Source organism: Rhizobium arsenicireducens, assembly GCF_964021225.1.
This window is the reverse complement of sequence record NZ_CAXHYK020000001.1, coordinates 3,999,911-4,025,002: the sequence shown is the minus strand read 5'-3', so window position 1 is coordinate 4,025,002 and position 25,092 is coordinate 3,999,911. Positions and strand designations below refer to the sequence as shown.

Below are 25,092 nucleotides of genomic sequence, written 5' to 3'. Positions count from 1 at the left end.
CCTTTTTTTTCAAGACACGCCCGCGACCATGCCGTCGGACGAAGTTGCGGTCTCATATCGAAAAGAACCGGCAAGTTCAATGGCCCTGGCCCACTGACCTCCCCATTGGGCGCGGTACAAATTCCATGAACGCGAAACGGCGGCCCTGCGGCCGCCGTCCCATCATGATCGGTTCTGTCGCCCTATCGTATCGGGCAGTATTCGCCGGGCGGGCAAACAGGTTTCCTGCGAATGGTGCTCACTCCGTCGCGGCGGCTGTCGGGCTTAGGCGAGATCACCGTATCCCGGGTTGGCGGACGACGCACTTCGGGGTCGCGGGTCAGCGGGCGGCGCACGTCCGGATCACGGGTCGGCGGGCGGCGCCAATCGCGATCATCGGTCCGCGGCGGACGCGGGCGGTAGTTACCATCCCGCCAACGGTCGCGGTCCCGATAGAAATCACGGTCGCGGTAGTGGCGATCCCAATAGCTTCCGATCGAGAATGTGATCATCGGAATGCCGAGCGGACGGTAGTATTGCGGATCGACATAGACGCGTCGCTGCGAATAGGTCGTCTGCAGATAGCTGCCCGAAACCCAGCCGCGATAGCCGGCATAGGCGACGTCGCACCAGTTGGCGGACTGCATGCAGCCCTGGATGTTGACTCGACTTCCGACGGGGATGACGAGCACCGGCGGATACTGCGTGCTCGGGCCGGAACGCATGTTTACATTGGCTGTCGCGTAAGCGGTCGCCGCGGCCGCAAGGCCGGGAAGCGCAGCCGCAAACAGCGCGGCAAGGGCGAATTTCCTGAGATAATTCATGGGGCGTCTCCTGGGTATTCCGTTGTGCGCTTGTACTACAACCTTGCGGGTGAACCGGTCATGAACGTCCGGTTCATCTGCTTTGTTCCGGACAGGCAAATTTTATCAAGCTTCGTTTTCCCCGCCCTTCCGCCCTGTGCGATACTCTTCCCTGCCCCGCTACGGATACACCGGATAGCGTTGCCGGCGAGGCGGGGACGGTGCTGCGAAGGGTCTTTCTGAAACGCGGGAGGATGTCGCAGGCTGCCCTAAGTCGGTCCCCCTCCCTGAAAAGGGACGTGCCTGTGCGGCACCCAAGGCGTCGGTTTCGATGCTGTAGAGGGACCAGGAACTGGGTGGCAAAAGAACATCGAAACGGGGCGCCCTGCGTGTCACTGTTTTAATTTGTCCGGCATGCCGGGCGCCCCGGCCAATGGCCGAAAGAAATGAGAGATCCGCAAGCCACGGGGTTTTGACCCGCGTGAACGATCACCCGTGCCCGGGAATGGAGGGAAGCCATGGCAAAGACCGACCACCCAGAGCTGGAACGCGCCCGCGAGGAGCGCCACGAGGCCCGCTGGCGGATCGTGGGGACGCTCGCCCTGCGCCACTGCGACGACAGGCAAGCCCGGCCGCTCTGCCGAAACCGGGTCTGTCTTCGCGACCGCCTTTGCAGCGGCCCGATGCTCGCCACGCCGCGCCAGGGCCCGGCGATCGCCAGGGAGCGCGAACTCGGTCTGAGCGGTGCCGCCGTCGCCTGCCTTCCGCTCTGCATCGTGAATGCGGAAAGGAAAATCTTCGACTATCTCGTCGAGACGACACTGCCGCAGATCGACGTCATGCTGAGCGAGGACGATCCACTCACCGTGGAATACTGTTTCCGGAAGCCGAACCGGGCGCGCCGCCGCTATCTCGCGCGCTTCGCCCCCGACGAGCCGAACCCTTGACTTTGCCACCCGATCGGCCGACTTGAAAGGCAATATCCGTGCAGAGAGGATCCGATATGAGCGCTGAAGCACGCACCACCATCGATCAGGTCGAAGTCGACCGTTTTTCCGCCATGGCGGCGGAATGGTGGGACCCGACAGGCAAGTTCAAGCCCCTGCACAAGATCAATCCCGTCCGCCTCGCCTATATCCGCGATCAGGTCTCAGCCCATTTCGGCCGCGACCCTAAGGCCCATCGCCCGCTGGACGGCCTGCGCATCCTCGACATCGGCTGCGGCGGCGGCCTGCTCTCCGAGCCCGTCGCCCGGATGGGTGCCAATGTGCTCGGCGCCGATGCCTCCGAGCGCAATATCGGCATTGCCAGCACCCATGCCGCCCAGACAGGTGTTGAAGTCGACTACCGTGCCGTAACCGCGGAATTGCTCGCCGCCGCCGGCGAAACCTTCGATGTGGTCCTCAACATGGAAGTGGTGGAGCATGTCGCCGACGTGGAGTTCTTCATCTCCACCTGCGCCTCCATGGTGCGGCCCGGCGGCCTTATGCTCATTTCCACCATCAACCGTACCTTCAAGGCTGCCGCCCTGGCCATCGTCGGCGCCGAATACGTGCTCGGCTGGCTGCCGCGCGGTACACACCAGTACGAGAAACTGGTGCGCCCCGAAGAGCTCGAGGCGCCATTGAAGACGAGCGGCATGGAGGTCGTCGAGATGAAGGGCGTTTTCTTCAATCCCCTGCACAACCAGTGGAACCTGTCCGCCGACATCGACGTCAACTACATGGTGCTGGCCCGCCGGCCGGCCGGCGCCGCATGACGGCCCCCGCGGACGTCGTCTCCTTCTGGCGCGAGGCCGGACCGGCAAAATGGTTCGCCAAGGACGACGGTTTCGACGCGGCGATCCACAACGGCTTTCTCGACACGCATTTCGCTGCGGCCCGCGGCGATCTCGCCGACTGGGGCCAAACGGCCGAAGGCACGCTGGCGCTCATCATCCTGCTCGACCAGTTCCCCCGCAATCTCTTCCGCGGCAGCGGCCACGCCTTCGCAACCGACGGCCTGGCACGCGCCATCGCCCGCAAGGTGCTGGAACAGGGCTTCGACCGCGCGGTCGATCCAAAACTCCGCCCCTTCCTCTATCTGCCCTTCGAGCATTCGGAAGATCCGGCCGACCAGGCGCTGAGCCTGCAGCTCTTCACCGCCCATCGCGACGAGACCGGCGACGCGGAAAGCCTGCGCTGGGCGGTCGAGCACCGCGACATCATCGCACGCTTCGGCCGCTTCCCCCACCGCAATGCCGCGCTCGGACGCGCGACGACGCCCGCGGAACAGGCCTATCTGGACGATGGCGGTTTCAAGGGGTGAGATGGGGTCGGTGGCAGCGACGTGGTCAAGCCGGCAAGCCGAGAACGATCTGCATCAGGTCCGCCTGCCCTTCGGCATTTTCGGCGGAAATCGCCTTCACCCGTGCCCGGTCGATGAGATAAGGCCGGCCTTCCGGATCATAGGGCTGCTTGAAGTTGAACGCCGCCGACGACGGGCCGTCGTCCGCTAGACGCTCGAAGCGGCTGACCGCTTCCGCCCAGACCGGGCGCTGGCCGGCTTCAACCCAGAACAGGACGAGGGGCGGCCATTGCTGCGGCACGTTCCAGCACCGCGCATGCTTGAGCGCTTCAGCATGAATACCGGAGTAGGAAAAGGCCATCAGGCATTCGATGTCTTGCCAAAGCGATAGGGAAGACGGACCCGATTCGTGGCCACTGCCTTGGAGATACCGCGGAAACGTCTGAACGCCCCAGCTCTCGGGACCGGGCTCGCCGTCGTAACCCGAACGCCCGACATAACCGACGGCACGAACCGCAGCCTCGAAGTTCAGCGGCTCGCGCAGAGCGAAGCCGTTGACGGCCGGATCGCCGTATGGCGCGACGTGCACACCAAAATTATAGATCGCCAGGTGATGTTCGCCGCCGTTCAATTCACGTCGTCCGGCAGAACCGGCAGCGGGGCGATCTCGATGCCCTCGTCGACCAGCGCCTTGACCTCGGCAAGCGACGCCTCGCCGATGATACCCCGCGCTTCGGCTTCGCCGTAGTGGATCTTGCGGGCCTCTTCGGGAAAGCGCTCGCCCACGTCCTCGCTATTGGCCCGGATCGCGGTGATCGCCTCCTTCAACTTGGCCATCGCCGTCTTCTGCGCCTCGGTGACGGCCAGTGCATGCACCGCCTCCTTCTGCCGCGCGGTCGAGACCGACGGCGCCATCAGCACCTTCGACACCTCGAGCGAGCCGCAGGCGGGACAGCTCAGATACCCGCTCGCCTTCTGGCGGTCAAAGTCGCCGCTCTCCGAGAACCAGCCCTCGAAGTCGTGCCCCTTGTCGCAGATGAGCGAATAGCGGATCAAACGGTGACGCCCCCTTTCGCGAGTTCCGGCTGCATGCTGAGTTCGAAGTCGCGCGCGTTCTTCAAATTGGGGATCTTGGCGCGCGCTGCAGCCACCGCCCCCACATCGATGTCGGCCATGACGATCGCCTCGCCGGCACCACCGGCCACGGCCAGCACCTTGCCCCAGGGATCGACGATCATCGAATGGCCATAGGTCTCGCGGCCGTCCTCGTGCACGCCGGCTTGGGCCGCCGAGATGACGAAGGCCCCGTTCTCGATCGCCCGGGCCCTGAGCAACACCTCCCAGTGCGCCTCGCCGGTCTGGCGGGTAAACGCGGCGGGCGTCGTCAGGATCTGCGCGCCGGCAACGGCTTCCGCGCGGAACAGCTGCGGGAAACGCACGTCGTAGCAGATGCCGAAGCCGAGCTTGGCAAAGGGAAGATCGGCGACCATCGCCTTGTCGCCCGGCCGGTAGACGGCGCTCTCACGCCAGCTCTCGCCATTGTCCAGATCGACGTCGAACATGTGGATCTTGTCGTAAGCGCAGATCTTGCGGCCGTCGGGTCCGAACAGGAAGGCGCGGTTGGCGATCTTGCCGTCCGGCAGCAGGATGGCGGTCGAGCCGACATGCAGATGGATGGAAAGTTCGCGCGCAAGATCCCCGGCGGTCTTGACGATGATATCATGCTCTTCGTCGCGCAGGACGGCCATCAGGCCCGGACGGTCTTTTTGCACGGCACCGGTCATTTCCGGGGTCTGTACATAGATCGCCCCGTGACCGGCGGCTTCCCGCACGAGGCGTGCCATGGAAGCGGCATTCTTTTCCGGGTTTACACCCGAGCACATCTGGATGGCGGCAGCCTTGAAGGTCATGGTTTTCTTTTCCTTAAGCGGCCAGAAGGGCGTCGAGCTTGCCGGCCCGGTCGAGTGCATGCAGATCGTCGCAGCCGCCGACATGGCGCTCGCCGATGAAGATCTGCGGGAAGGTCATGCCGCCATTCGACTTGGCGATCATCTCCTGGCGCAACTCCGGATTGCCGGTCGCGTCGTGCTCAAGATACGATACGCCCTTGGATGCGAGCAGCGCCTTGGCGCGCGAGCAGTAGCCGCAGCCCTGGCGGGTATAGATGGTCACGGATGCCATATGTGTCTCCGGTCGGATGGGGCCGGCAAGAGCCGGAAAGGATGTCGTTGTCCTTGTCATATAGGACCGGAGAATGCCCTTGCAAAGGTTAAAACTGTGACCTCCCGGGCGCCTGCGCGCTTCAGCGCGCGGGTAGCGGCGCTGACCGTCGCGCCCGTGGTGAACACGTCGTCGACCAGCACGATGCGCCGGCCGAACACCTGCGGCGACATCGCTTCGGGCACGCCGAAGGCGCCGCGCACGTTGAGCGCCCGGGCATTGGCGGTCAGCCCCACCTGCTGGACGGTCTTCTTGTTGCGCACCAGCGCGAGCGGCAGGAACGGCTTGCCCGAGAGGCGCGCCACATGCCGGCCGAGCTCGGCCGACTGGTTGAACTTGCGGGAAAACAGCCGCGTCCGGTGCAGCGGCACGGAGACCACCGCATCGCAGTCTAGGAGCGCCTCGCCGCCGGCCCGCGCCATCCAGCCGGCCATCATCGGCGCGAGATCGGTGCGGTCGCGATATTTCAGGTCGTGCACCAGGTCGCGGGCGATGCCCTCGTGGACCGCGACGCTGCGCAGCCGGTCGAACACCGGCGGATTGGCGATCGCCTCGGCCGACAGCATGCCGGGTCCGGGATCATGGGCGAACGGCGTGCCGAGCACCTCGCAGAACGGCCGTTCGATGAAGCGCATGGAGGACCAGCAGCGCGGGCACAATCCCCCGTGCCGGCCGGTCCGGCAATGGCAATGGGCGCAGCTTGGTGGAAAGACGATGTCGCGCAGGAATGCCGCGATGCCGATCGGCATGGCGATACTGACGGACACGGCCCTTTGCACGATTTGACCCGACATGAGGTTGACTTTAGGCGCTTGCCGGCGCCTTTGCCAGACCGAGTTTTTGACTGGAGCGAATGCCATGGAGCGGATTTTTGATCAGGAGCTGGTGACGGCCAACCGCCTGCGTGCGAAGCGCCGGCTGGTAGCTGGCGGAGATTTCCTCCTGCAGATTGCGGCGCGCGAACTTGCCGAACGCCTCTCCCTGGTCGAGCGCCGCTTCGAACGCGCTGTCGAACTGCACGGCGCAACCGGTGCGACGGCGCAGTTGGCATTGCAGACCGGCAAGATCGACCGGCTCGAGCGCATCGAAACGCACCAGGACTTTTCGGCCGACGGCGAAGCGCTCACCGAAGCCCCCTTCGAGGCCGTGCCGCTCGCGCCGCAATCGGTCAACCTGGTGCTCTCGCCGCTCGCGCTCCATCTGACCAACGACACGCCCGGCGTGCTGGTGCAGATCCGCCGCGCCCTCAAACCCGACGGCCTGTTCCTCGCCGCGATCCCTGGCGCCGGCACGCTTGGCGAATTGCGCGACGTGCTGCTCACCACTGAGGTCGAACTCCACGGCGGTGCGAGCCCGCGCGTCATCCCCTTCCCCGACATCCGCGACGTCGGCTCCCTGATGCAGCGCGCCGGCTTTACCCTGCCGGTGATAGACGAGGAGAGTTTTACGGTCCGCTACGACAACCTGTTTGCCCTGATGCGCGATCTCAAGGCCATGGGCATGGCCAACCCGTTGATCGGCCGCAGCCGCAAACCGGTCGGTAGAGCCTTTTTCCTGAGGGCGGCCGAGCGTTATGCCGAGCGGTATTCGGACCCGGACGGCCGTATCCGCGCCACCTTCTCGATCATCTTCGTTTCCGGCTGGGCGCCGCATGAAAGCCAGCAGAAGCCGTTGAAGCCCGGCTCGGCCAAGATGCGCCTTGCCGATGCGCTCGACCCGACCAAGGGCATTCCGCCGACGAAGAAGGGAAATGGCTGAGAGATCCGATGTTTGCCGTTGCGACCGTGGCGGATATCCCTCCGGTATGGAGGGAGATCCCGGAGACGATGATCATTTCCACGAATCGTTGATCGTCGTACTGATCGTCTCGAACATGGCGGCCAGCGAATCGGAAAACGCACCCAGACCGAGAATCAATGCCAGTCCGATGATGGCGGCGATGAGGCCGTATTCGATAGCGGTGGCCGCCTGACGGTCGGCGATGAATTTCAAAACGAGATGCATTCCCCCTCCTGATATCCTTGCGACGCCGAACTCGACCTTCTTGGTTGGGCCGGTGCACCGCTCAGCAGCCGTCTCCGACGATGCAGATCGAACCCGGTGTTTCTTGCAGCACGCTGCGACGGATTGTGTAGCGCTTGCTCCCGTCCGATCGGCCGATCGAGCCCGTGCTCATCATGTCAACCTGGTCTGGATGGAAAGCGAGACTGCGCTTGTCGGTCCGGTCGGCAAGCATGGGGGTCAGCACGAGCGACAGTGCGATCGCAGCCATCCCGAAGAGGAGCGCGATGTTGAGCGCGCCGGTCTTCCCGGACAGTCGCGAAGACCGTTCTCTCGACCTGACGGTCTTCCAGAAATCTTCGTTTGACATGCTATGCTCCACGCCCACGCTTCAAACGCATGAACAACAGCAATGAGCTTTGCCCCAGGGCCGTAAACTTTGCGTTAAGAACATCTGCAAATTATAGAAAAGGCTAAAGAAGGTCCTGGAGAAACGGGATCAGAGGCTCGTCCGCCGGCGGCATGGGGTAGTCGCGCAGGGCTTTCGAGCGCACCCATTTCAACGCCTGCCCCTCTCGCCCATGGGCAATCCCCTCGTAGCGCCGGCAGATATAGAGCGGCATCAGCAGGTGGAAGGTCTCATAGGTGTGGCTGGCAAAGGTTAATGGTGCCAGGCACGGCACCTTGGTGACGACGCCGAGTTCTTCCTCGAGTTCGCGGATCAGCGTCTCCTCGGGCGTCTCGCCCTTCTCGACCTTGCCGCCGGGAAACTCCCAGAGGCCTGCGAGCGTTTTGCCCTCGGGCCGCTGCGCCAGCAGGATCCGGTTGTCGGCGTCGATCAGCGCGCAGGCCGCGACGAGCAGGATGGGCTTGCCGCCGTCCGTCATGCTTTCGAAGCCTTGCGCCAGTAGGCGTAGCGATAGGCCTCGGTGAAGCCAAGCTTGGAGTAAAGGGCAAGGGCCGGCGCATTGTCCGCCACGACCTGTAGCCAGGCGCTCTTCGCCCCACGCATCCGCGCCCAGCGCAGCGCTGCCGTCAGGATTTCAAGCCCGAGGCCACGGTTTTGATGGTCCGGCCTGACGGAAAGCGACATGATGCCAGCGAGGTCATTGTCCTGCACGCAGAGCATCACGGCCACGGGTCCGTCCTGCGGATCCTCGATGACGAAAAGCCCGGTCGGTGGCTTGATCGAGCTCACCACTTCGGCAAGCGCCGGCTTGAGCGCCGGATCGGTTCCGTTGACGCTAAGATCCGCATCGACGAAGCGTCCGACGTCGTGGCTTGGGAGATGGTCGAGGGTGTTTTCCGGCAGTTCGATCGCGCCCAGGTCACAAGTCAGCGTCAGCACTTCCTCGAACCGCTCCCATCCGTCGGCCTTCATCAACTCGATGAGCGGTTTTGGCGTCAGCGGCGTCTCGCGCACTAGGATCGGCCGGCCATGGGCCTCGAACTTACGGGCTGCCTTCTCGAGGCGGATAGAGATATCCCGGCTGTCCGACGGATCAAGCGCGACAACGCAGTTCAACCGCTTTGAAGGATGGCCGCCGGTGAGGCGAATCTGCCAGCTGCCGTCGTACTGTACTGAAGTCGCGGGCCAGGCCCGAAAACCAACGGCCTCGAGGCGCCGGACGAGCGGCAGGTTCTGATCGGTGTCGGCACAGGCCATCGCGGCGATCAACTCCGGTAGTCGCCGTTGATGGCCACATATTCCTTGGTGAGGTCGCAGGTCCAGACCGTCGCCTTGCCCTCGCCAAGCCCGATGTCGACGCGGACCGGGATGTCCTGGCGCCGCATCACGGCGGTCGCCGCCGCCTCGGAATAGGCCGGGTCGCGCTCGCCGTTGACGGCCACGCGGATATCGTCGAACCAGATCGCCAGCCGGTCGCGGTCGGCCATTTCGCCGGACTTGCCGACCGCCATGACGATGCGGCCCCAATTGGCGTCTTCGCCGGCAACCGCGGTCTTGACCAGCGGTGAATTGGCAATCGACAGCGCGATCTTCTTGGCGGCAAGGTCGCTCTCGGCGCCGGTCACGGTGATCTCGACCATCTTGCGGGCGCCCTCGCCGTCGCGGACCACCTGCAGCGCCAGATCCTTGAGCAGATCGTTGAGCGCGAGCCTGAAGCCCGAAAGCGCCGGATCATCAGCCGTCTCGATCGTCTTCTGGCCATCGGCGGCGGCAGCACCGGTGGCAAACAGCATGAGGGTGTCGGAGGTCGATGTATCGCTATCGACGGTAATGGCATTGAATGTCGGCCCGACACCGGCCGACAGCAGGTCCTGCAGCGCGGGGGCTGCAATATCGGCGTCGGTGACGACGAAGGAGAGCATGGTCGCCATGTCGGGGGCGATCATGCCCGCACCCTTGGCAATGCCGTTGATCGTCACCGTGACGCCGCCGATCTCGGCGGTGCGCGTGGCCACCTTCGGATAGGTGTCGGTGGTCATGATCGCTCGTGCCGCTTCCAGCCAGAAATCACCCGTGGCGCCAGCCGCCATGTTGCCCAGAACGCCGGAGAACTTGGTCGCGTCGAGCGGCTCGCCGATCACGCCGGTGGAGGCCAGATAGATTTCGTCCTCGCCGCAGTCGAGCGCCGCAGCCGCGGACTTGGCCGTCAGTTCGGTCGCGGCCTTGCCCTTGAGGCCGGTAAAAGCGTTGGCGTTGCCGGAATTGACGACCACACCGCGTGCCACGCCATGTGCAAGGTTCGAGCGGCAAAAATCGACCGGGGCCGACGGGCACTTCGACTGGGTGAACACGCCGGCAACGGCCGCCGGACGATCGAACGCCATCAGCAGCACGTCGGTTCGGTTCTTGTACTTGATGCCGGCGGCAGCGGTCGCCATGCGAAGGCCACGGATCGACGGCATGTCCGGATAGGACGTGGGGGCAAGGGGAGAAACGGTTGCGGACATATTCGCTGCCTGGAATGATAGGGCCCGCATAAGCGCGGACCCGCGTTTCTATCGGGAATTTGCCGTTTATTCCTGGGGTTTGTTGACGTCCTCGTAGCCCTTGCGAAGGGCTTCATCAAGGATTTCGACCGGCTGCTCGGCCTTGGCCTTCTCGATGATCTCCAGATATTTATCGCGCATCACCAGCTGGCGAACCTGCTGGGCAACGGTTTCATAAGCCGGCGGAGCGGCGTCGCGCTTGTCCTCGACCTTGATGACATGGAAGCCGAACTGGGTCTGGACCGGGATCTTGGAGTAGGCGCCCTTCTCCATGGCGAAGGCCGCTTCCTCGAATTCCGGAACCATGCGGCCCTTGGAGAAGTAGCCGAGGTCGCCGCCTTCCGACTTGTTCGGGTCGGTCGACTTCTCCTTGGCGAGTTCGATGAAATCCTTGCCGGCATCGAGATCGGCGATGATCGCCTTGGCCTCTTCCTCGGTCTTCACCAGGATATGGCGGGCATTCACCTCTTCCTGCTTCGGCAGGGCCGCGATTTCCTTCTCGTAGCGTGCCTTGACCGCGTCTTCGGTGACGGCATCGACGACGTGCTTCTTGAAATAGAGGTTATGGAGTTCGCGGTCGGCGACGAACTGCATGCGCTTCTGGAACTCGGCATCGTCCTTCAAGCCTTCGCCTTCGGCATTGCCGGCGAGCAGCTTGACGTCGATCGCGCCAGACAGGGCCGCGACCTTCTTCTGCTCGTCGGGCAGTTGGGCAAGCTGCGGGTCGAGATTGGCGATTGCCAAGTCGAGTTCGGACTGGGTGATTTCCAGCTTGCCGACCTTGGCAACGACGGTATCGGCGTCCTGGGCAAGAACATGGCTCTGGAGCCCGATGAAGGCCACGCAAGCGGCAAGCGCAATTTTATGGAGACGAAGCATAAGAAACCTTTCGGAAGGTGAAGCGTTTCAAGACCGTTCAAATCGGGCGAAAAATTGTCAAACGCACGCCGGGGCAGGCTTTTCCGGCCACCCTGTGGCGTTGACATCATTCGACCCCCCTCTTATCTGTCACGCAACCGCGCGTCCAGAGCCGTTTCCCGGTGCTCTGCGCCTGTTCGCCGATTTTCGGCGGATGACAGGGACGCGCTCAGAATATGACGAAGGTCAGAAAGGACCATCGAATGGTCAGTCTCGGTGGGCTCGCCCGCAAACTCTTCGGATCGTCCAACGAACGTCGCGTTCGCTCCTATCAGCCCAAGGTCGCCGCGATCAATGCTCTCGAAGAGAGCATGAAGGCACTGTCTGACGAGGCGCTTGCCGGCAAGACGCAAGAATTCCGCAAGATGCTGGCCGATGGCAAGTCGATCGATGACCTGCTCGTTCCGGCCTTTGCCGTCGCCCGCGAAGCCTCGCGCCGCGCGCTCGGCATGCGCCCCTTCGACGTGCAGCTGGTCGGCGCGATGATCCTCAACGACAACTCCATCGCCGAGATGAAGACGGGCGAAGGCAAGACGCTGGTGGCAACACTCGCCGTCTACCTGAACGCGCTGTCCGGCAAGGGCGTTCATGTCGTCACCGTCAACGACTATCTCGCCAAGCGCGACTCGATGACGATGGGCAAGCTCTACAGCTTCCTCGGGCTCTCCACCGGCGTCATCGTCCACGGCATCACCGACGACGAACGTCGCGCGGCCTATGCCTGCGACATCACCTATGCCACCAACAACGAACTCGGCTTCGACTATCTGCGCGACAACATGAAGTACGAGCGCGGACAGATGGTCCAGCGCGGCCACCACTACGCGATCGTCGACGAAGTGGACTCGATCCTGGTCGACGAAGCCCGCACGCCGCTGATCATTTCCGGCCCGCTCGACGACCGCTCCGATCTCTATACCACGATCGACGCCTTCATCCCGCTTCTGTCGGAAGAAGACTACGAGATCGACGAGAAGCAGCGCTCGGCCAACTTCTCGGAAGTCGGCACCGAAAAGCTCGAGAATCTGTTGCGTGAAGCCAACCTGCTGAAGGGCGCCTCGCTCTACGATGTCGAGAATGTCGCGATCGTGCACCACATCAACAATGCGCTGAAGGCCCACAAGCTGTTCTCGCGCGACAAGGACTATATCGTCCGCAACGACGAGATCGTCATCATCGACGAGTTCACCGGCCGCATGATGCCGGGACGGCGTTATTCCGAAGGTCAGCATCAGGCGCTCGAAGCCAAGGAAAAGGTGCAGATCCAGCCGGAAAACCAGACCCTCGCCTCGATTACCTTCCAGAACTATTTCCGCATGTACGGCAAGCTGGCGGGCATGACCGGCACCGCCTCGACAGAAGCGGAAGAATTCCAGAACATCTACGGTCTGGACGTCATCGAGGTTCCGACCAACCTGCCGATCCAGCGTATCGACGAAGACGACGAGGTCTACCGGACCTTCGACGAGAAGTTCAAGGCGATCATCGAGGAGATCAAGGACGCCCATAGCCGCAACCAGCCGGTTCTGGTCGGCACAACCTCGATCGAGAAGTCGGAATTGCTGGCTACCATGCTGAAACAGTCCGGCTTCGACAAATTCGCAGTCCTCAACGCCCGCTATCACGAACAGGAAGCCTATATCGTGTCCCAGGCCGGTGTTCCCGGCGCGGTCACGATCGCCACCAACATGGCCGGCCGCGGCACCGACATCCAGCTCGGCGGCAATCTCGACATGCGCCTCGAGCGCGAACTCGAGGGCATGGAGCCCGGCGAGGAGCGCGACGCCAAGGTCGCCGCCGCCCGAGCGGAAGTGGCCGAACTCAAGGCCAAGGCGCTCGCCGCCGGCGGGCTCTACGTGATCGCCACGGAACGCCACGAGAGCCGGCGCATCGACAACCAGCTCCGTGGCCGCTCCGGCCGACAGGGCGACCCTGGCCGCTCGAAGTTCTATCTGTCGCTGCAGGACGACCTGATGCGGATCTTCGGCTCCGATCGCATGGACTCGATGCTGAAGAAGCTCGGCCTGAAGGAAGGCGAGGCAATCGTCCATCCGTGGATCAACAAGGCGCTGGAGCGGGCACAGAAGAAGGTCGAGGCGCGCAACTTCGACATCCGCAAGAACCTCCTGAAATATGACGACGTCCTGAACGACCAGCGCAAGGTGATCTTCGAACAGCGCATTGAACTGATGGACGCGACCGACGTTTCCGGCACGATCGAGGACATGCGCCACGAGGTCATCGAGACCATGGTGCGCACCCATATCCCCGAACGCGCCTATGTCGAGCAGTGGGACGTGGCCGGCCTCAAGCAACAGGTTGTCGTCACCCTCAATCTCGACCTTCCAATCGAGGTATGGGCGGACGAGGAAGGCATTGCCGAGGATGACATTGTCGCCCGCATCACCGAGGCCGCGGATAAGGCGATGGCCGAGAAGGCCGAGCGTTTCGGCCCCGAGATCATGGCCTATGTCGAGCGCTCCGTCGTGCTGCAGACAATCGACAACCTGTGGCGCGAGCATATCGTCAATCTCGACCATCTGCGCTCGGTCGTCGGCTTCCGTGGCTATGCCCAGCGCGACCCACTACAGGAATACAAGGCCGAGGCCTTCGAACTCTTCCAGGCGCTGCTGGCCAACCTGCGCGATGCCGTTACCTCGCAGATGATGCGCGTCGAACTTGTGCGCGATCCGCCGCCGGCTCCCGCCGTACCGGAGATGGAAGGCCATCACGTCGATGCCACCACCGGCGAAGACGATTTCGGCGAAGGTTCTTCGTCCACCGCATCGGGCGTTGTTGCGCCGGAAAATCGCGATCCGAACGATCCATCGACCTGGGGCAGGATTGGCCGCAACGATGCTTGCCCCTGCGGTTCGGGCAAGAAGTACAAGCACTGCCATGGCGCCTACGAAAACGCCTGACGTCAAGAAGGTTAAGTAGATAGCCCAGAAAAGGCGGCCTCGCGGTCGCCTTTTTCTTGAACCGACATACCTCCGTCCAAGGAAGCGGAACCGTTTCTTAACCGCAAACTGACAAGTTCACTTATATTGTCATTGCGTCACCGGCGGGCCTATAGTGTTGATCATGGAGGTCATCCAGAGAGCAGAGAAGCTGCTGCCATCCGGCCTGCATCCGGCGTTGCATCAGCTTGCCTCGGTGTTGACCCGCGAGGACGAGACGGCGCGGGCCCAGCGCATGGCGCTGATCGCCTTTGCCATCCGCGTCATCTCGGCGGCCGTCGCCCTCATCGCGCAGATCGTGCAGGCCCGGCTGATGGGGGAGTTCGAATACGGTATCTTCGTCTTCGTCTGGGTGCTGGTCGTGGTATTCGGCAATCTCTCCTGCCTCGGTTTTCACACCGTCGTGATCCGCTTCCTTCCGCAATACGATGCCCGCAACGAGCTCGACGAAATCCGCGGACTGACGACGACGGCTTGGGTCTTCTCGATCAGTTCGGCAAGCGCGCTCGCCGTCTTCGGTTTCCTGTTCCTGCATTTCTTCGGCGATCTGATCGAGGGCTACTACCTGATCCCGCTGGTCCTCGGCCTTTTGGCGCTGCCGATGATCGCACTTGGCGACGTGCTAGACGGCACCGCGCGGGCCCATACCTGGCCGATCGTCGCACTGAGCCCGACCTATATCATCCGCCCGCTGCTCATCCTCGGCTTCATGCTGGCGGCCGTCGCCTTCGGCGCGCCGCGCACAGCGACGACGGCGATGGAGGCGGCGCTTGCCGCGACCTATCTCACCAGTCTTGCCCAGTTGCTGGCGATCGGCCGCAGGCTCAAGGCGCGCTATATAGCCGGCCCGCGCAAGATCGACTTTCTCGCCTGGTTCAAGGTCACCATCCCGATCTTCCTGATCGACGGCTTCGGCTTCCTGCTCACCAATTCCGACGTGGTGGTGGTCGGATTCTATCTGGAACCGGACCAGGTGGCGATCTACTTCGCCGCCGCCAAGACCATGGCGCTGGTGCAATTCGTCATCTTCGCCGTCAAGGCGGCCGCCGCCCCGCGCTTCTCGGCGATGATGTCTGAGGCAGACCTGCGCCCGGTTGCCACCTTTGCCGGCACTACGGTACGCTGGAGTTTCTGGCCTTCGCTCCTGGTCGGAACCTGCGTGCTCCTCGCCGGCGATTTGCTCTTGTCACTGTTCGGCAACGCCTTTACAGCCGGCTACTGGCTGATGGCGATCCTCTTTGCCGGAAGCCTGGCCAAGGCGGCGGTCGGCCCGGCCGAGGTGTTGCTGACCATGGCTGGCAAGCAGCAGCTGTGCGTGCTGGTCTATGTCGTGGCGCTCACCGCGAATATCGGCCTCAATGTCACGCTGATCCCGCTTTACGGCTTGACCGGCGCGGCCACCGCCACGGCGGCGGCGATGATGGTCGAGGCACTTCTTCTGCATGTCGCCGTGCGAAGCTCGCTCGAAATCGTGCTCTTCGTCTTCGCCGACCCACTTGCGATACTGAACAAGACGAGGGCGTCCTGAACATGGGAGAACCACCGATCGACAACGAGAGCATGAACAGCAGCGCCAACCGCCTGGTCGACAACCTGGCGAGCGAGACGGCCCGCCGGCCGGCTGCGGACCTGTGTCTTGACGTCGGCCGTCCGGGCCGGCAGCTCAGCATCTATCCCGGCCGCGCCGGATATGACCTGCAGGAGGAACTCGATTACCTCACCTATCGGGTAATGGAGGCAAATGTCTTCTTCGCGCCGCGTTTCCTCGCCCCCGCGATGCCACGTCTCGACGACCGGCAGGTCCGCTTCGCCGTCATTCGGGACGAGGACGCCCGCCGCAGCCGCGTGCGTCTCATGATGCCTTTTTCGGTCGAGAAGCCCGGCTTCTCGGTCGGACCGTCGATCCTGCGCGTCTGGTCCAATGTGTTCGGGCCGCTCGGCACGCCGTTGGTTGATGCAGAAGGGGCAGCGGAAACCATCGACAACCTGCTCGAGGCGCTCGCTCGCCCTGAAGCGAAGCTGCCCGACGTGCTCGTCCTGCCGGACCTGCGCCTCAACGGCCGTTTCACGCAGTTGATCAAGGCGGTGGCGATCAGCCGCGACCTGCCGCTGACGATCACCAACACTTTCGCTCGGCCAATACTTCAAAGCGAAGAGGACGGCGACACCTATCTCAAGTCGACGATCTCAAGGAACCACCTGCGCGAAATGCGCCGGCAGTTCCGGCTTCTGGGAGAGGCAGGCCGCGTCAGCTACAACGTCGCGCGCCAGCCGGAGGAGATCCGCGTCAGGATGGAGGAATTCCTGGCATTAGAGGCCAGTGGCTGGAAGGGCCGCAAGCGCTCCGCGATGGTCATGGACCGTTACCATGCCGCCTTCGCCCGCGAAGCGATCACGAACCTGGCGGAAGTCGATGCCGTGCGCATCCACACGCTCGACCTTAACGGGCGGGCGATCGCCTCGATGGTGGTCTTCATCATGGCCGGCGAGGCTTATACATGGAAAACCGCGTTTGACGAGCGCTATGCCCGCTTCTCGCCGGGCAAGCTGCTGATCGCTGACCTGACCGACTGGCATCTCGATGACCCGAACATCGAGCGCACCGACAGCTGCGTCATGACGGACCATACGATCGTGAACCGCTTCTGGAAGCAGCGCGAGGAAATGGGAACGCTGCTGATCGGCCTGAAACACAATGCCGACCGCGATACGCGCCAGGCCGCGACCCAGTTGCACATGTACAGCAACACGCGCAACCTCGCCCGCATCCTGCGCGACAAGATCCTGTCCCGCCGCTTCAACGACTAAGCAATGGCTGCTGGGGCTAAGCGGCGGCCACCGCAAGCTCACGGTCGCGCAGCAGCCGGCGGATGACCTTGCCGCTGGTGGTGAGCGGCATCTCGTCGATGAACTCCACCTCGCGTGGATACTCGTGCATGGACAAGCGGTTCTTCACCCAGTCGCTGATCTCGGCGGCGAGCGCAGGCGTGGGCGCGTAGCCGTCGGTGAGAACGACGAATGCCTTGACGATCTCGGTGCGCAGAGGGTCCGGCTTACCCACCGCCGCCGCGAGCCGGACCGCCGGATGGCCGACCAGGCAGTCTTCGATCTCGGCCGGGCCGATGCGGTAGCCAGACGAGGTGATGACATCGTCGTCGCGGCCGAAGAACTCGACAAAGCCGTCCTCATCCTGGCGACCGAGATCGCCGGTCTTCATCCAGTCGCCGACGAACTTGCGCGCGGTCGCGTCCTCGTCGTTCCAATAGCCGAGGAACATCACCGGATCGGGTCTTGCGACTGCCACCTGGCCGGTCACGCCCACACGCACCTCGCGGCCATCGTCATCGATGATCGCCACGCGATGGCCCGGAACCGGGCGGCCGATGGCGCCGGCCCGGGTCACGCCGAGGTGGGCAGCCGAGCCGAGGACGAAATTGCACTCGGTCTGGCCGTAGAACTCGTTCGGCACGATGCCGAGCGTCGTCTTCACCCATTCATAGGTCTCGCGGCCGAGCAACTCACCGGCCGAGCCGATGCTACGCAAAACAAGATCGTATTTTTCCCGCGGTTTTTCGACCGATTTGAGCAGGCGTAGTGCTGTCGGCGGGATGAAGGCATTCTTCACCTGCATCTCGGCCATGATGCGGAAGGCCATGCCTGGATCGAACTTCTGCGCTGCCGAGGAGACCACCGGCACGCCCAGCATCAGCGCGGGAAGCAGCGCATTGAGCAGCCCGCCGGCCCAAGCCCAGTCGGACGGCGTCCACATTTTGTCGCCCGGCTTGGGCAAAAAGTCATGGACCATCTGGAAGCCCGGTATGTGACCCGGCAGCACGCGATGGCCATGCAGCGCGCCCTTCGGCGGCCCGGTGGTGCCTGAGGTGAAGATCATCAGCGCGGGCGTGTCCGGACCGGTATCGGCGACCTCGAAGACGGACGGATGGGCGGCGACGAGTTCGGCAAAGGAATGAACCGCGCCGGAGGCGATCCCGGTCGAGACCACATGCTCGAGAGCCGGCAGGTGCGGCCGGATTTCTTCCAAGCGCGAGAGCCCGAAGTCATTGGTGACGATTGCCTTGGCACCGGCGGCCGACAGCCGGTATTCCAGCGCCTCCACGCCGAACAAGAGCGCCAGCGGCAGGGCGATGGCGCCCATCTTGTAGATCGCCACATGGGCGATCACGGTCTCGAAGGATTGCGGCAGGAGAAGCGCGACGCGGTCGCCAGGACCGATGCCGAGCGAGATCAGCGCATTGGCAAAGGCTGCTGACCGGGCCGAAAGTTCGCCATAGGTCATCGACAGGTGATGGCCGTCCGGCGAGAAATGCTCGAGGCAGATACGACCGGGATGGTGCATCGCCCAGTCGTCACTGACTGCGCGGCCGATATTGAAGTTGGCCGGGATCTCCCACGAAAAATTGCGGAAAATGCGCTCGTAGGAACTGCTATCAGGCAGAAACATGTGTGTAGTCCGTTTCAATATGCCCTTTTGCTATCATCCATTTCGCAGCTGCACAATGGAACGGCACAAGGCCACAGCAGGGAGCGCAGGCGGGACGGCATTGCTGGACACCGTTCGTGGGACCATGCTAACCAATCGGCCAGATGAAAGGCGTCGCAGGCGACCTTATCCCGCTTCGCCAGACTTTGGCATGGCCTTGAATTTTTCGAGTTAACCGGCAGAGACCCGATCCATGAAAACACCGAACAAGAGCAGACGTCTCGCCCAACCCGTCCAACAAGTGACTGTCGATGCCGGGCTTCTGCCGAAAGCCCCCGGCAAGGGACGTGGCACAGCCGCAGATCGTCCGGCAACGGCCACGGTCAACATTGTCGCCCCCGTTCACCCGGGGGCAAAGGCCATGCGCCAGAGAATGAAGCAGCAGGCGATGAATTCGGCGCTCACGAGGATCGGCGCAGCCATCGAGAGCGGGGAGATGCCACCGGCGGAAGCCAAGCGACTGGTTCTTGGACGCGTTGTTAAGGGCCTGGGCTCGGTCGAGGCCGCCGAAAAATGGTATCGCAGCCAGCACCTGAGCGAATTCGGCGGCCGGACCCCGGCCCAGTTGGTGCGTGCCGGGCAGCTGAAAATGCTGCTCGAACATATCAACACCATGTCAGCCGCGAAGACCTGAACCCTCTATCGGGCGGTATACCCCCCATCGACCGGATAGATGCCACCGGTCGAGAATCCGCTTTCGCCGAACAGTAGGAAGGCAACCATTGCCGCCACTTCCTCTGGCGTGGCTTCAAGCGGACAAAAAAACACGCGGTCGGTGGCCAAGCAGGGCGTATGTAAATAGAATGGTGCCCCATGCCGGAATCGAACCAGCACTCCTTTCGGAACTCGATTTTGAGTCGAGCGCGTCTACCAGTTCCGCCAATGGGGCACAAAAGCGTCATATGTCGGTAGGACAGCGCCGGACTATACGAAGCGCCCCGAGCCGGTCAACAGACTTTTTTCGCCGAAGCGCCTTCACGCGATTGTTTTGCTCCGGGATGATGCGTTGCAGCGCCGGGCATTTACAGAGAGCTGTCGCTTGACTAAAACCGCTCGGCCCGACGATCAGGAAAACAACCATGCTGCGCCGCCTCTATGATTGGACCATGTCGCTGGCGGGAACGCGCCATGCAGAGAAGGCGCTGTTCGGCGTTTCCTTCGCAGAGAGTTCGTTCTTTCCCATTCCGCCGGACGTGCTGCTGATCCCGATGGCAATCGCCAAGCCGGCGCATTGGATCAGGCTGGCGCTGATCTGCACCGTGGCCTCGGTACTCGGCGCCTTTCTCGGCTATGCGATCGGCATGTTCCTCTACGACATGATCGGCAAGCCGATCCTGGCCTTCTACGGCAAGGAAAACGCCTTCGAGCAGGTGGCCGAGTGGTATAACGTCTGGGGCGGATGGGGCGTGCTCTTTGCCGCCGTCACGCCTTTCCCCTACAAGGTTCTGACAATTTTCTCCGGCGCGACGGGGCTCAACTTCTTCGTCTTCACGCTGGTCAGCGTCGTGGGTCGGGCCGCGCGATTTTTCCTCGTCGCCTGGCTTCTCGGTCGATACGGCGAGCCGATCCGGATCTTCATCGAGAAATATCTCAGCCTTCTTTTCACCCTGTTTCTGGTGCTGCTTCTCGGCGGCTTCTACCTGGTGAAATTCGCCTTCTGACAGGATCGAGACAATGAGCCGTTCTGCCTCCTTTGTGAAATCCGACACCGTGATCGCCGCCGCTCTGACCCTCGGCATGGCGGTGGTCGTCGGCTCGGCGCTCGGTTTCGAGCATATCGGCGGATACATTCCCTGTGCCCTCTGCCTGATACAGCGCAACCCCTATTACATCGGCGTCGGCGTCGGCGCGCTGGCGGTCCTGTCCGCGGTATTCAGACTGCCACCCGTCGTCACGCGCGGTCTGTTCGCCATCATCGCCGTTCTGATGATCGTCAGCATCGGCCTTGGCGCCTATCATGCCGGCGTCGAGTGGAAGTTCTGGGAAGGCCCGGCGAGCTGCACGATCGGCGCGACCGGCGGCGAGGCCCCCGTCAACGTGCTGGAAGCCCTGAACTCGACCAAGGCGCCCTCCTGCACCGAAGCCACCTTGCGCGTACTCGGCCTGTCCTTTGCCGGTTGGAATGTGCTGACGAGTGCCGTTCTGGCCGCGATCGCGCTTTGGGCCACCTTCCGTAAGCGCTGAACGCCCCTCACGGCTGCAGTTCGGAATCCCAGTAAAGATAGTCGACCCAGCTTTCATGCAGATGGTTGGGCGGGAAAAGCCGGCCGTTGTTGTGCAGGTCCTGCACCGTCGGGCGGTACGGCCGCTGATGCGGGAACATCTGCGCATGCTTCGGCAGCTTGCTGCCCTTCCTGAGATTGCACGGTGAGCAGGCCGCCACGACGTTTTCCCAGGTGGTTTCGCCGCCATGGGCGCGCGGGATGACGTGGTCGAAGGTCAGGTCCTCGTCAGCTCCGCAATACTGGCATTCGAACCTGTCGCGCAGGAAGACGTTGAAGCGGGTAAACGCCGGATTGCGGGTCGGCTGGACATAGGTCTTCAGGCTGACGACGCTCGGCAGCCGCATGGAAAAGCTCGGCGAGCAGACGGAATGATCATATTCGGCGATGATGTTCACACGGTCAAGGAACACCGCCTTGATCGCGTCCTGCCAGGACCACAGCGACAAAGGATAATAACTCAGCGGCCTGTAGTCGGCATTCAGGACGAGCGCCGGCAAGGACTGGGGTGAGACTGCAATCGTCAAGGGATTCTCCTGATCGATTCGGCACCTGTGTTTTTATATTAGGTCCGTTGTGACAGCCTTGTGAAGCCCCCTTCCGATGGGGTGTCCTTCTGCCGCGCTATTCCGCCGCGGGCGTCGCCTCCCGGCCGGTACGGGCGGCATAGTGCGCCCAGAACAGCCGGGCGGCGATTGATCGCCAGGGCTGCCAGGCGTCGGCGATTTCGGCCACCTGCCGGATGCCGGGCCGCGTTTCGTGACCGAACACATCGCCGACCGCGACGCGCAGCGCCACGTCGCCGGCCGGGAAGATGTCGGGATGGCCGCCGCAGAACATCAGGTAGACCTCGGCGGTCCACAGGCCGATGCCCTTCAGCGCCGTCAGCCTTGCGATCGCCTCAGCCGCTTCGAATTCGGTGATCGCCGACAGATCGAGCAATCCGGAGGAGACAGCACGCGCGGTGAGCTCAAGGGTGGACGACTTGGCGCGCGACAGGCCGAGGCGGGCAACAGCTGCGGCATCGAGCGCTAGATAAGCTTCGGCCGAAAGCGGCCCGCCGGTTGCCGTCACGATGCGGGCCCAGATCGCCTCGGCGCTCGCGCGCGACACCATCTGCGAGACGATGATATGCGCGAGCCCGGCAAATCCCGGTTCGGCAAGGCGCAGCGGCAGGGGCGCGAGCCGGCTGGCCAGAGGTCCGAGTCGCGGATCGATTGCCACCAGCTCCGAAAGACCAAGCGCTACATCCTGCGCAGTCGTGATGATCATTTCGCCCTCGCCCGCCCTTTTCCGCAACCCGCGTTTCGTGCCAGATGGAAGCATGATCCCATCCACCGGTCAAAACCCGGCCCTGCGGTTCGCGCCGAGCCCGAACGGCCCCCTGCATCTCGGCCATGCGCTGTCGGCCTTGCTCAATGCGGACATGGCAACGGCGCTCGGCGGGCGCCTCCTGCTGCGCATGGAAGACATAGACGTGACGCGCTGCACACCCGAATTCGAGCAGGCGATCTACGAGGATCTGGCTTGGCTCGGGCTCGACTGGGAGCGGCCAGTGCGGCGGCAGTCGGAACATTTCGACGACTATCGCGCCGCACTCGACGCGCTGATCGCAAGAGGTCTCGCCTATCCGGCCTTTATGACCCGCGGCGAGGTCAAGGCGCGCGTCGCGAATGCCGAAGGGGACGGCAAGCCATGGCCGCGCGATCCGGACGGCGCGGCGCTTTATCCGCAAGACGAGCGCAGCCTTTCCGACAGCGAGAGGCAAAGGCGGATCGACGCCGGCAGCCGCCACGCCTGGCGGCTCGACATGGGACGGGCGATCGAAGCATGCGGCGAGCCCCTGTCATGGACGGAAAGGGGCGACGGAGAAACCGGGGAGATCGCCGCCGATCCGGCGGCCTGGGGCGATGTGGTGCTGTGGCGCTCGGATGCGCCGTCGAGCTATCACCTGTCGGTGACTGTGGACGATGCGCGCCAGGGCATCACCCATGTCGTGCGCGGCCTGGACCTCTTTCACGCCACCTCGGTGCATCGGCTGCTGCAGGAGCTGCTCGGCCTGCCGGCGCCGGTCTATCGCCACCACCGGCTGATCCTCGGGGCCGATGGGCGAAAGCTGTCGAAGAGCGAGGGCGACGCCGGGCTGTCGGTCCTCAGGCGGCAGGGCTTGACCTCAGCCGACGTCCGCCGACTTGTCGGGCTTTGACGCCGGGAGGTCGACCGCCCGCACCTTCTGGCCGAACACCTCGAACTTCAAAAGCGCCGCATTGAACTCCGCGCCGATGATGAAGATCGCGCCGACCATGTAGAGGAAGACCAGCACCACCATGATCGAGGCGAGACCGGCATAGGTCGCCGCATAATTGGCAAAGCTTGCGAGGTAATAGGCGAATATCAGCGCGCCGACGAGCCAGAGGACCAGGGTCAGGAGGACGCCCGGAATGACGTCACGGACGCGGCGATGGCCGGCTGGCAGGCCGAGATGGGAGACGACCAGACCGATGATAAGCACAGCCAGCGTACCATAGATGCGCCAGTTGGCGACGACCGCAAGGAAATCCTCCAACCAGGGAAACAGCTTTTCCGCAAAGGCAAGCGCGACTGGCACAGCGACCAGGAGTGCGCTGATGGCGGCAAGCGCGATAACGGCACCAATCACATACCCCAGGCTGACGAGTCGCGTGATGTACCAGGGGCGCGTCTCAGGCACCCTATAGGCGCGGTTCAGCGACGCGCGCAACGCTTCGACGCCGTTCGAGGCGAAATAGGCGGCCGCGAGAACAGAGACCGTAAGCAGACCGCCGCGCGGGATGGTGAGAACCTGAACCACCTGGTCCGACAGGGGTTTGGCAATCGATTCCGGCCATGTGTCGAAGATAAGGTGGACGGCCGTATCGGCAAAGCTGTCGGCCCCGAGGAAACCGGCCAATGCCGTGCCGAAGATCAGAAAGGGGAATACTGCCAGAAGGGCGGAAAGAGCCACATGGCTCGCCATGGCCCAGCCGTCGTCCTCGCTGAAATGGTTGAGCGCGTCGAAGCTGACCTTGTAGAACATGCGCAGGAACGCCGGCATCCCTTCTCCTTGCTTTCGGTGGCCCCTGGCTCGACGGACCGATTGTCACCCGCGAACGAATATGGGAAACCCAGCGGGTTTGTACAGGAAACAATCGATGAGCGAACGTCCGACCATCATCATCACCGGCTGCTCGAGCGGGATCGGCGCCTATTGCGCAAGGGCGTTGGCCTCCGACGGATGGCGCGTCTTCGCAACCGTCAGGAAGCCGGAGGACCGGGAACCGCTCGAGGCCGACGGAATCGAGGCTCTGCTGATGGATTATACCGACGAGGCGAGCATCGCGGCCCTGGTCGACACCGTAACCGAGCGGACCAGCGGAAGGATCGACGCACTGTTCAACAATGGCGCCTATGGCCAGCCGGGCGCCGTCGAGGACCTGTCGACAGCCGTGCTGCGGCGCCAGTTCGAAGCCAATTTCTTCGGCTGGCACGAACTGACGCGACGGGTGATCCCGCTGATGCGCCGCCGCGGTGCAGGCCGGATCGTCCAGTGCTCCTCCATCCTCGGCCTTCTGCCCTATCGCTATCGCGGAGCCTATACCGCCTCGAAATATGCGCTCGAAGGCCTGAGCGTGACGCTCCGGATGGAGCTCGAGGGCACGGGCATCCATGTCAGCCTGATCGAACCGGGACCCATCGAAAGCCGTTTCACTGCCAATGCGCTGAAGATGATCGAGGAGAATGTCGACCTTGAGAATTCCGCCCATGCCGCCGAGTACAAGCGCCAACTGGCGCGTCTCGACGGCACAGGGCCGGTCAATCGCTACAAGCTTGGTCCGGACGCCGTCTACAAAGTGCTCAGACACGCCTTGACCGCCACCCGGCCCCGCCCACATTATCCCGTAACCGTTCCAGCCCGGCGGGGCCTCCTGCTGAAACGCCTGCTGCCGGCCGATCTCTTCTACCGGCTGATGCGGATGCTGGACTGAACACCCATTGAGAAAGCAAGAATAACTCCGATGTCCACCGTCACCACCGTGCTCACCCTGATCGTCATGGGGCTCGTCGTCCTCGTCCTCATCCGGGGACTGTTCAATATGATGAAGGGCGGGAGCGGCAACACGTCCAACAAGCTTATGCAGATGCGCGTCGCATTGCAGGCCGTAGCGATTGCGCTCATCATGCTCACCCTGTGGCTGACCGGCGGCGGTCGATAGGAAAGGGACGAACCA

Annotated in this window: 30 protein-coding genes and 1 tRNA gene; 13 read left to right on the top strand and 18 right to left on the bottom strand. The window is 63.2% G+C overall.

Annotated elements, in window-relative coordinates; translation table 11 throughout:
• Window positions 1-182: 182 nt before the first annotated feature.
• Window positions 183-803: an SH3 domain-containing protein gene (locus tag ACWPVA_RS19700; RefSeq protein ID WP_454289280.1), complete on the bottom strand. Its 621-nt coding sequence runs from the start codon at window positions 801-803 to the stop codon at window positions 183-185.
• Window positions 804-1,300: 497 nt separating this feature from the next.
• Between ACWPVA_RS19700 and ACWPVA_RS19695 the strand changes: the two genes are divergently transcribed.
• From ACWPVA_RS19695 to ACWPVA_RS19685, 3 genes are read left to right on the top strand one after another with little or no spacing between them, the layout of a single operon-like run.
• Window positions 1,301-1,729, top strand: a complete 429-nt coding sequence (locus tag ACWPVA_RS19695) for a hypothetical protein (RefSeq protein ID WP_454289279.1) — start codon at window positions 1,301-1,303, stop codon at window positions 1,727-1,729.
• 56 nt (window positions 1,730-1,785) lie between these two features.
• Window positions 1,786-2,541 carry a bifunctional 2-polyprenyl-6-hydroxyphenol methylase/3-demethylubiquinol 3-O-methyltransferase UbiG gene (gene ubiG / locus ACWPVA_RS19690; protein ID WP_454289278.1) on the top strand — a complete coding sequence of 252 codons (756 nt, stop codon included), beginning with the start codon at window positions 1,786-1,788 and terminating at the stop codon, window positions 2,539-2,541.
• Entirely contained in the window at window positions 2,538-3,089 is a 552-nt protein-coding gene (locus ACWPVA_RS19685) for a DUF924 family protein (RefSeq protein WP_454289277.1), read from the top strand. Before ubiG ends, ACWPVA_RS19685 begins: the two co-directional genes overlap by 4 nt.
• A gap of 25 nt (window positions 3,090-3,114) precedes the next feature.
• Here ACWPVA_RS19685 and ACWPVA_RS19680 read toward each other — a convergent pair whose 3' ends face one another.
• The 5 genes from ACWPVA_RS19680 to ACWPVA_RS19660 are packed head-to-tail and all read right to left on the bottom strand — an operon-like array spanning window position 3,115 to window position 6,037.
• Entirely contained in the window at window positions 3,115-3,699 is a 585-nt protein-coding gene (locus ACWPVA_RS19680; protein WP_454289276.1) for a DUF3291 domain-containing protein, read from the bottom strand.
• A complete protein-coding gene (locus ACWPVA_RS19675; protein ID WP_454289275.1) occupies window positions 3,696-4,124 on the bottom strand; it encodes a DUF1178 family protein in 429 nt (142 codons plus the stop codon). The genes ACWPVA_RS19680 and ACWPVA_RS19675 overlap by 4 nt, the downstream gene beginning before the upstream one ends.
• The gene (locus ACWPVA_RS19670) at window positions 4,121-4,978 is read right to left on the bottom strand and encodes a carbon-nitrogen hydrolase family protein (protein WP_454289274.1); all 858 of its coding nucleotides are present in this window, start codon (window positions 4,976-4,978) and stop codon (window positions 4,121-4,123) included. Before ACWPVA_RS19670 ends, ACWPVA_RS19675 begins: the two co-directional genes overlap by 4 nt.
• A 13-nt stretch (window positions 4,979-4,991) precedes the next feature.
• Window positions 4,992-5,249: a glutaredoxin 3 gene (gene grxC / locus ACWPVA_RS19665; RefSeq protein ID WP_454289273.1), complete on the bottom strand. Its 258-nt coding sequence runs from the start codon at window positions 5,247-5,249 to the stop codon at window positions 4,992-4,994.
• Window positions 5,250-5,305: 56 nt separating this feature from the next.
• Window positions 5,306-6,037, bottom strand: a complete 732-nt coding sequence (locus ACWPVA_RS19660; protein WP_454289652.1) for a ComF family protein — start codon at window positions 6,035-6,037, stop codon at window positions 5,306-5,308.
• 109 nt (window positions 6,038-6,146) lie between these two features.
• On the opposite strand from ACWPVA_RS19660, the gene ACWPVA_RS19655 reads away from it, so the two are divergent.
• The gene (locus ACWPVA_RS19655; protein WP_454289272.1) at window positions 6,147-7,046 is read left to right on the top strand and encodes a methyltransferase domain-containing protein; all 900 of its coding nucleotides are present in this window, start codon (window positions 6,147-6,149) and stop codon (window positions 7,044-7,046) included.
• Between the two features lie 72 nt (window positions 7,047-7,118).
• On the opposite strand, the gene ACWPVA_RS19650 is transcribed toward ACWPVA_RS19655, so the two are convergent.
• The 6 genes from ACWPVA_RS19650 to ACWPVA_RS19625 form a co-directional block, all read right to left on the bottom strand.
• Complete coding sequence (locus tag ACWPVA_RS19650) at window positions 7,119-7,292, bottom strand: Flp family type IVb pilin (RefSeq protein ID WP_454289271.1); 174 nt, start codon at window positions 7,290-7,292, stop codon at window positions 7,119-7,121.
• 61 nt (window positions 7,293-7,353) lie between these two features.
• The gene (locus tag ACWPVA_RS19645) at window positions 7,354-7,659 is read right to left on the bottom strand and encodes a hypothetical protein (RefSeq protein WP_454289270.1); all 306 of its coding nucleotides are present in this window, start codon (window positions 7,657-7,659) and stop codon (window positions 7,354-7,356) included.
• A 103-nt stretch (window positions 7,660-7,762) separates the two neighbouring features.
• Complete coding sequence (gene mutT, locus ACWPVA_RS19640; RefSeq protein ID WP_454289269.1) at window positions 7,763-8,176, bottom strand: 8-oxo-dGTP diphosphatase MutT; 414 nt, start codon at window positions 8,174-8,176, stop codon at window positions 7,763-7,765.
• Complete coding sequence (locus tag ACWPVA_RS19635; protein ID WP_454289268.1) at window positions 8,173-8,955, bottom strand: GNAT family N-acetyltransferase; 783 nt, start codon at window positions 8,953-8,955, stop codon at window positions 8,173-8,175. Before ACWPVA_RS19635 ends, mutT begins: the two co-directional genes overlap by 4 nt.
• Window positions 8,956-8,963: 8 nt before the next feature.
• The gene (gene argJ, locus ACWPVA_RS19630) at window positions 8,964-10,205 is read right to left on the bottom strand and encodes a bifunctional glutamate N-acetyltransferase/amino-acid acetyltransferase ArgJ (RefSeq protein WP_454289267.1); all 1,242 of its coding nucleotides are present in this window, start codon (window positions 10,203-10,205) and stop codon (window positions 8,964-8,966) included.
• Between the two features lie 66 nt (window positions 10,206-10,271).
• Window positions 10,272-11,123 (bottom strand): peptidylprolyl isomerase, encoded by an 852-nt coding sequence (locus ACWPVA_RS19625; protein ID WP_454289266.1) that lies wholly within the window; start codon window positions 11,121-11,123, stop codon window positions 10,272-10,274.
• 242 nt (window positions 11,124-11,365) lie between these two features.
• Here ACWPVA_RS19625 and secA point away from each other — a divergent pair, with 242 nt between their 5' ends.
• From secA to ACWPVA_RS19610, 3 genes are all read left to right on the top strand, one after another.
• Window positions 11,366-14,083, top strand: coding sequence for a preprotein translocase subunit SecA (secA, locus tag ACWPVA_RS19620; RefSeq protein ID WP_454289265.1), 2,718 nt, complete (start codon window positions 11,366-11,368; stop codon window positions 14,081-14,083).
• Window positions 14,084-14,246: 163 nt separating this feature from the next.
• Window positions 14,247-15,650, top strand: coding sequence for a lipopolysaccharide biosynthesis protein (locus ACWPVA_RS19615; protein ID WP_454289264.1), 1,404 nt, complete (start codon window positions 14,247-14,249; stop codon window positions 15,648-15,650).
• A 2-nt stretch (window positions 15,651-15,652) separates the two neighbouring features.
• Window positions 15,653-16,930: a GNAT family N-acetyltransferase gene (locus tag ACWPVA_RS19610; protein ID WP_454289263.1), complete on the top strand. Its 1,278-nt coding sequence runs from the start codon at window positions 15,653-15,655 to the stop codon at window positions 16,928-16,930.
• Window positions 16,931-16,946: 16 nt separating this feature from the next.
• Here the strand turns inward: ACWPVA_RS19610 and ACWPVA_RS19605 are convergent, their stop codons facing one another.
• Window positions 16,947-18,584: an AMP-binding protein gene (locus ACWPVA_RS19605; RefSeq protein WP_454289262.1), complete on the bottom strand. Its 1,638-nt coding sequence runs from the start codon at window positions 18,582-18,584 to the stop codon at window positions 16,947-16,949.
• Window positions 18,585-18,816: 232 nt separating this feature from the next.
• Here ACWPVA_RS19605 and ACWPVA_RS19600 point away from each other — a divergent pair, with 232 nt between their 5' ends.
• Window positions 18,817-19,257: a hypothetical protein gene (locus ACWPVA_RS19600; RefSeq protein ID WP_454289261.1), complete on the top strand. Its 441-nt coding sequence runs from the start codon at window positions 18,817-18,819 to the stop codon at window positions 19,255-19,257.
• 5 nt (window positions 19,258-19,262) lie between these two features.
• On the opposite strand, the gene ACWPVA_RS19595 is transcribed toward ACWPVA_RS19600, so the two are convergent.
• A complete protein-coding gene (locus ACWPVA_RS19595) occupies window positions 19,263-19,391 on the bottom strand; it encodes an SDR family oxidoreductase (protein ID WP_454289651.1) in 129 nt (42 codons plus the stop codon).
• 36 nt (window positions 19,392-19,427) lie between these two features.
• Window positions 19,428-19,512 (bottom strand) — tRNA-Leu (locus ACWPVA_RS19590).
• A gap of 190 nt (window positions 19,513-19,702) precedes the next feature.
• Here ACWPVA_RS19590 and ACWPVA_RS19585 point away from each other — a divergent pair.
• Entirely contained in the window at window positions 19,703-20,284 is a 582-nt protein-coding gene (locus tag ACWPVA_RS19585) for a YqaA family protein (protein WP_454289260.1), read from the top strand.
• A gap of 13 nt (window positions 20,285-20,297) precedes the next feature.
• On the top strand, window positions 20,298-20,807 hold the full coding sequence (locus tag ACWPVA_RS19580) for a disulfide bond formation protein B (RefSeq protein ID WP_454289259.1): 510 nt from the start codon (window positions 20,298-20,300) through the stop codon (window positions 20,805-20,807).
• Between the two features lie 7 nt (window positions 20,808-20,814).
• On the opposite strand, the gene ACWPVA_RS19575 is transcribed toward ACWPVA_RS19580, so the two are convergent.
• Together ACWPVA_RS19575 and ACWPVA_RS19570 are read right to left on the bottom strand one after the other, a co-directional pair.
• Window positions 20,815-21,372: an HNH endonuclease gene (locus tag ACWPVA_RS19575; protein WP_454289258.1), complete on the bottom strand. Its 558-nt coding sequence runs from the start codon at window positions 21,370-21,372 to the stop codon at window positions 20,815-20,817.
• 97 nt (window positions 21,373-21,469) lie between these two features.
• Window positions 21,470-22,171, bottom strand: a complete 702-nt coding sequence (locus ACWPVA_RS19570; RefSeq protein ID WP_454289257.1) for a DNA-3-methyladenine glycosylase family protein — start codon at window positions 22,169-22,171, stop codon at window positions 21,470-21,472.
• On the opposite strand from ACWPVA_RS19570, the gene gluQRS reads away from it, so the two are divergent.
• Complete coding sequence (gene gluQRS, locus ACWPVA_RS19565; protein ID WP_454289256.1) at window positions 22,170-23,051, top strand: tRNA glutamyl-Q(34) synthetase GluQRS; 882 nt, start codon at window positions 22,170-22,172, stop codon at window positions 23,049-23,051. The two genes, ACWPVA_RS19570 and gluQRS, sit on opposite strands and share 2 nt — an antisense overlap.
• On the opposite strand, the gene ACWPVA_RS19560 is transcribed toward gluQRS, so the two are convergent.
• Window positions 23,019-23,918, bottom strand: coding sequence for a YihY/virulence factor BrkB family protein (locus ACWPVA_RS19560; protein ID WP_454289255.1), 900 nt, complete (start codon window positions 23,916-23,918; stop codon window positions 23,019-23,021). The two genes, gluQRS and ACWPVA_RS19560, sit on opposite strands and share 33 nt — an antisense overlap.
• A gap of 97 nt (window positions 23,919-24,015) precedes the next feature.
• Here ACWPVA_RS19560 and ACWPVA_RS19555 point away from each other — a divergent pair, with 97 nt between their 5' ends.
• Window positions 24,016-24,849, top strand: a complete 834-nt coding sequence (locus ACWPVA_RS19555) for an SDR family oxidoreductase (protein ID WP_454289254.1) — start codon at window positions 24,016-24,018, stop codon at window positions 24,847-24,849.
• Between the two features lie 30 nt (window positions 24,850-24,879).
• The gene (locus ACWPVA_RS19550; RefSeq protein WP_454289253.1) at window positions 24,880-25,077 is read left to right on the top strand and encodes a twin transmembrane helix small protein; all 198 of its coding nucleotides are present in this window, start codon (window positions 24,880-24,882) and stop codon (window positions 25,075-25,077) included.
• The last annotated feature ends 15 nt before the right edge of the window (window positions 25,078-25,092 follow it).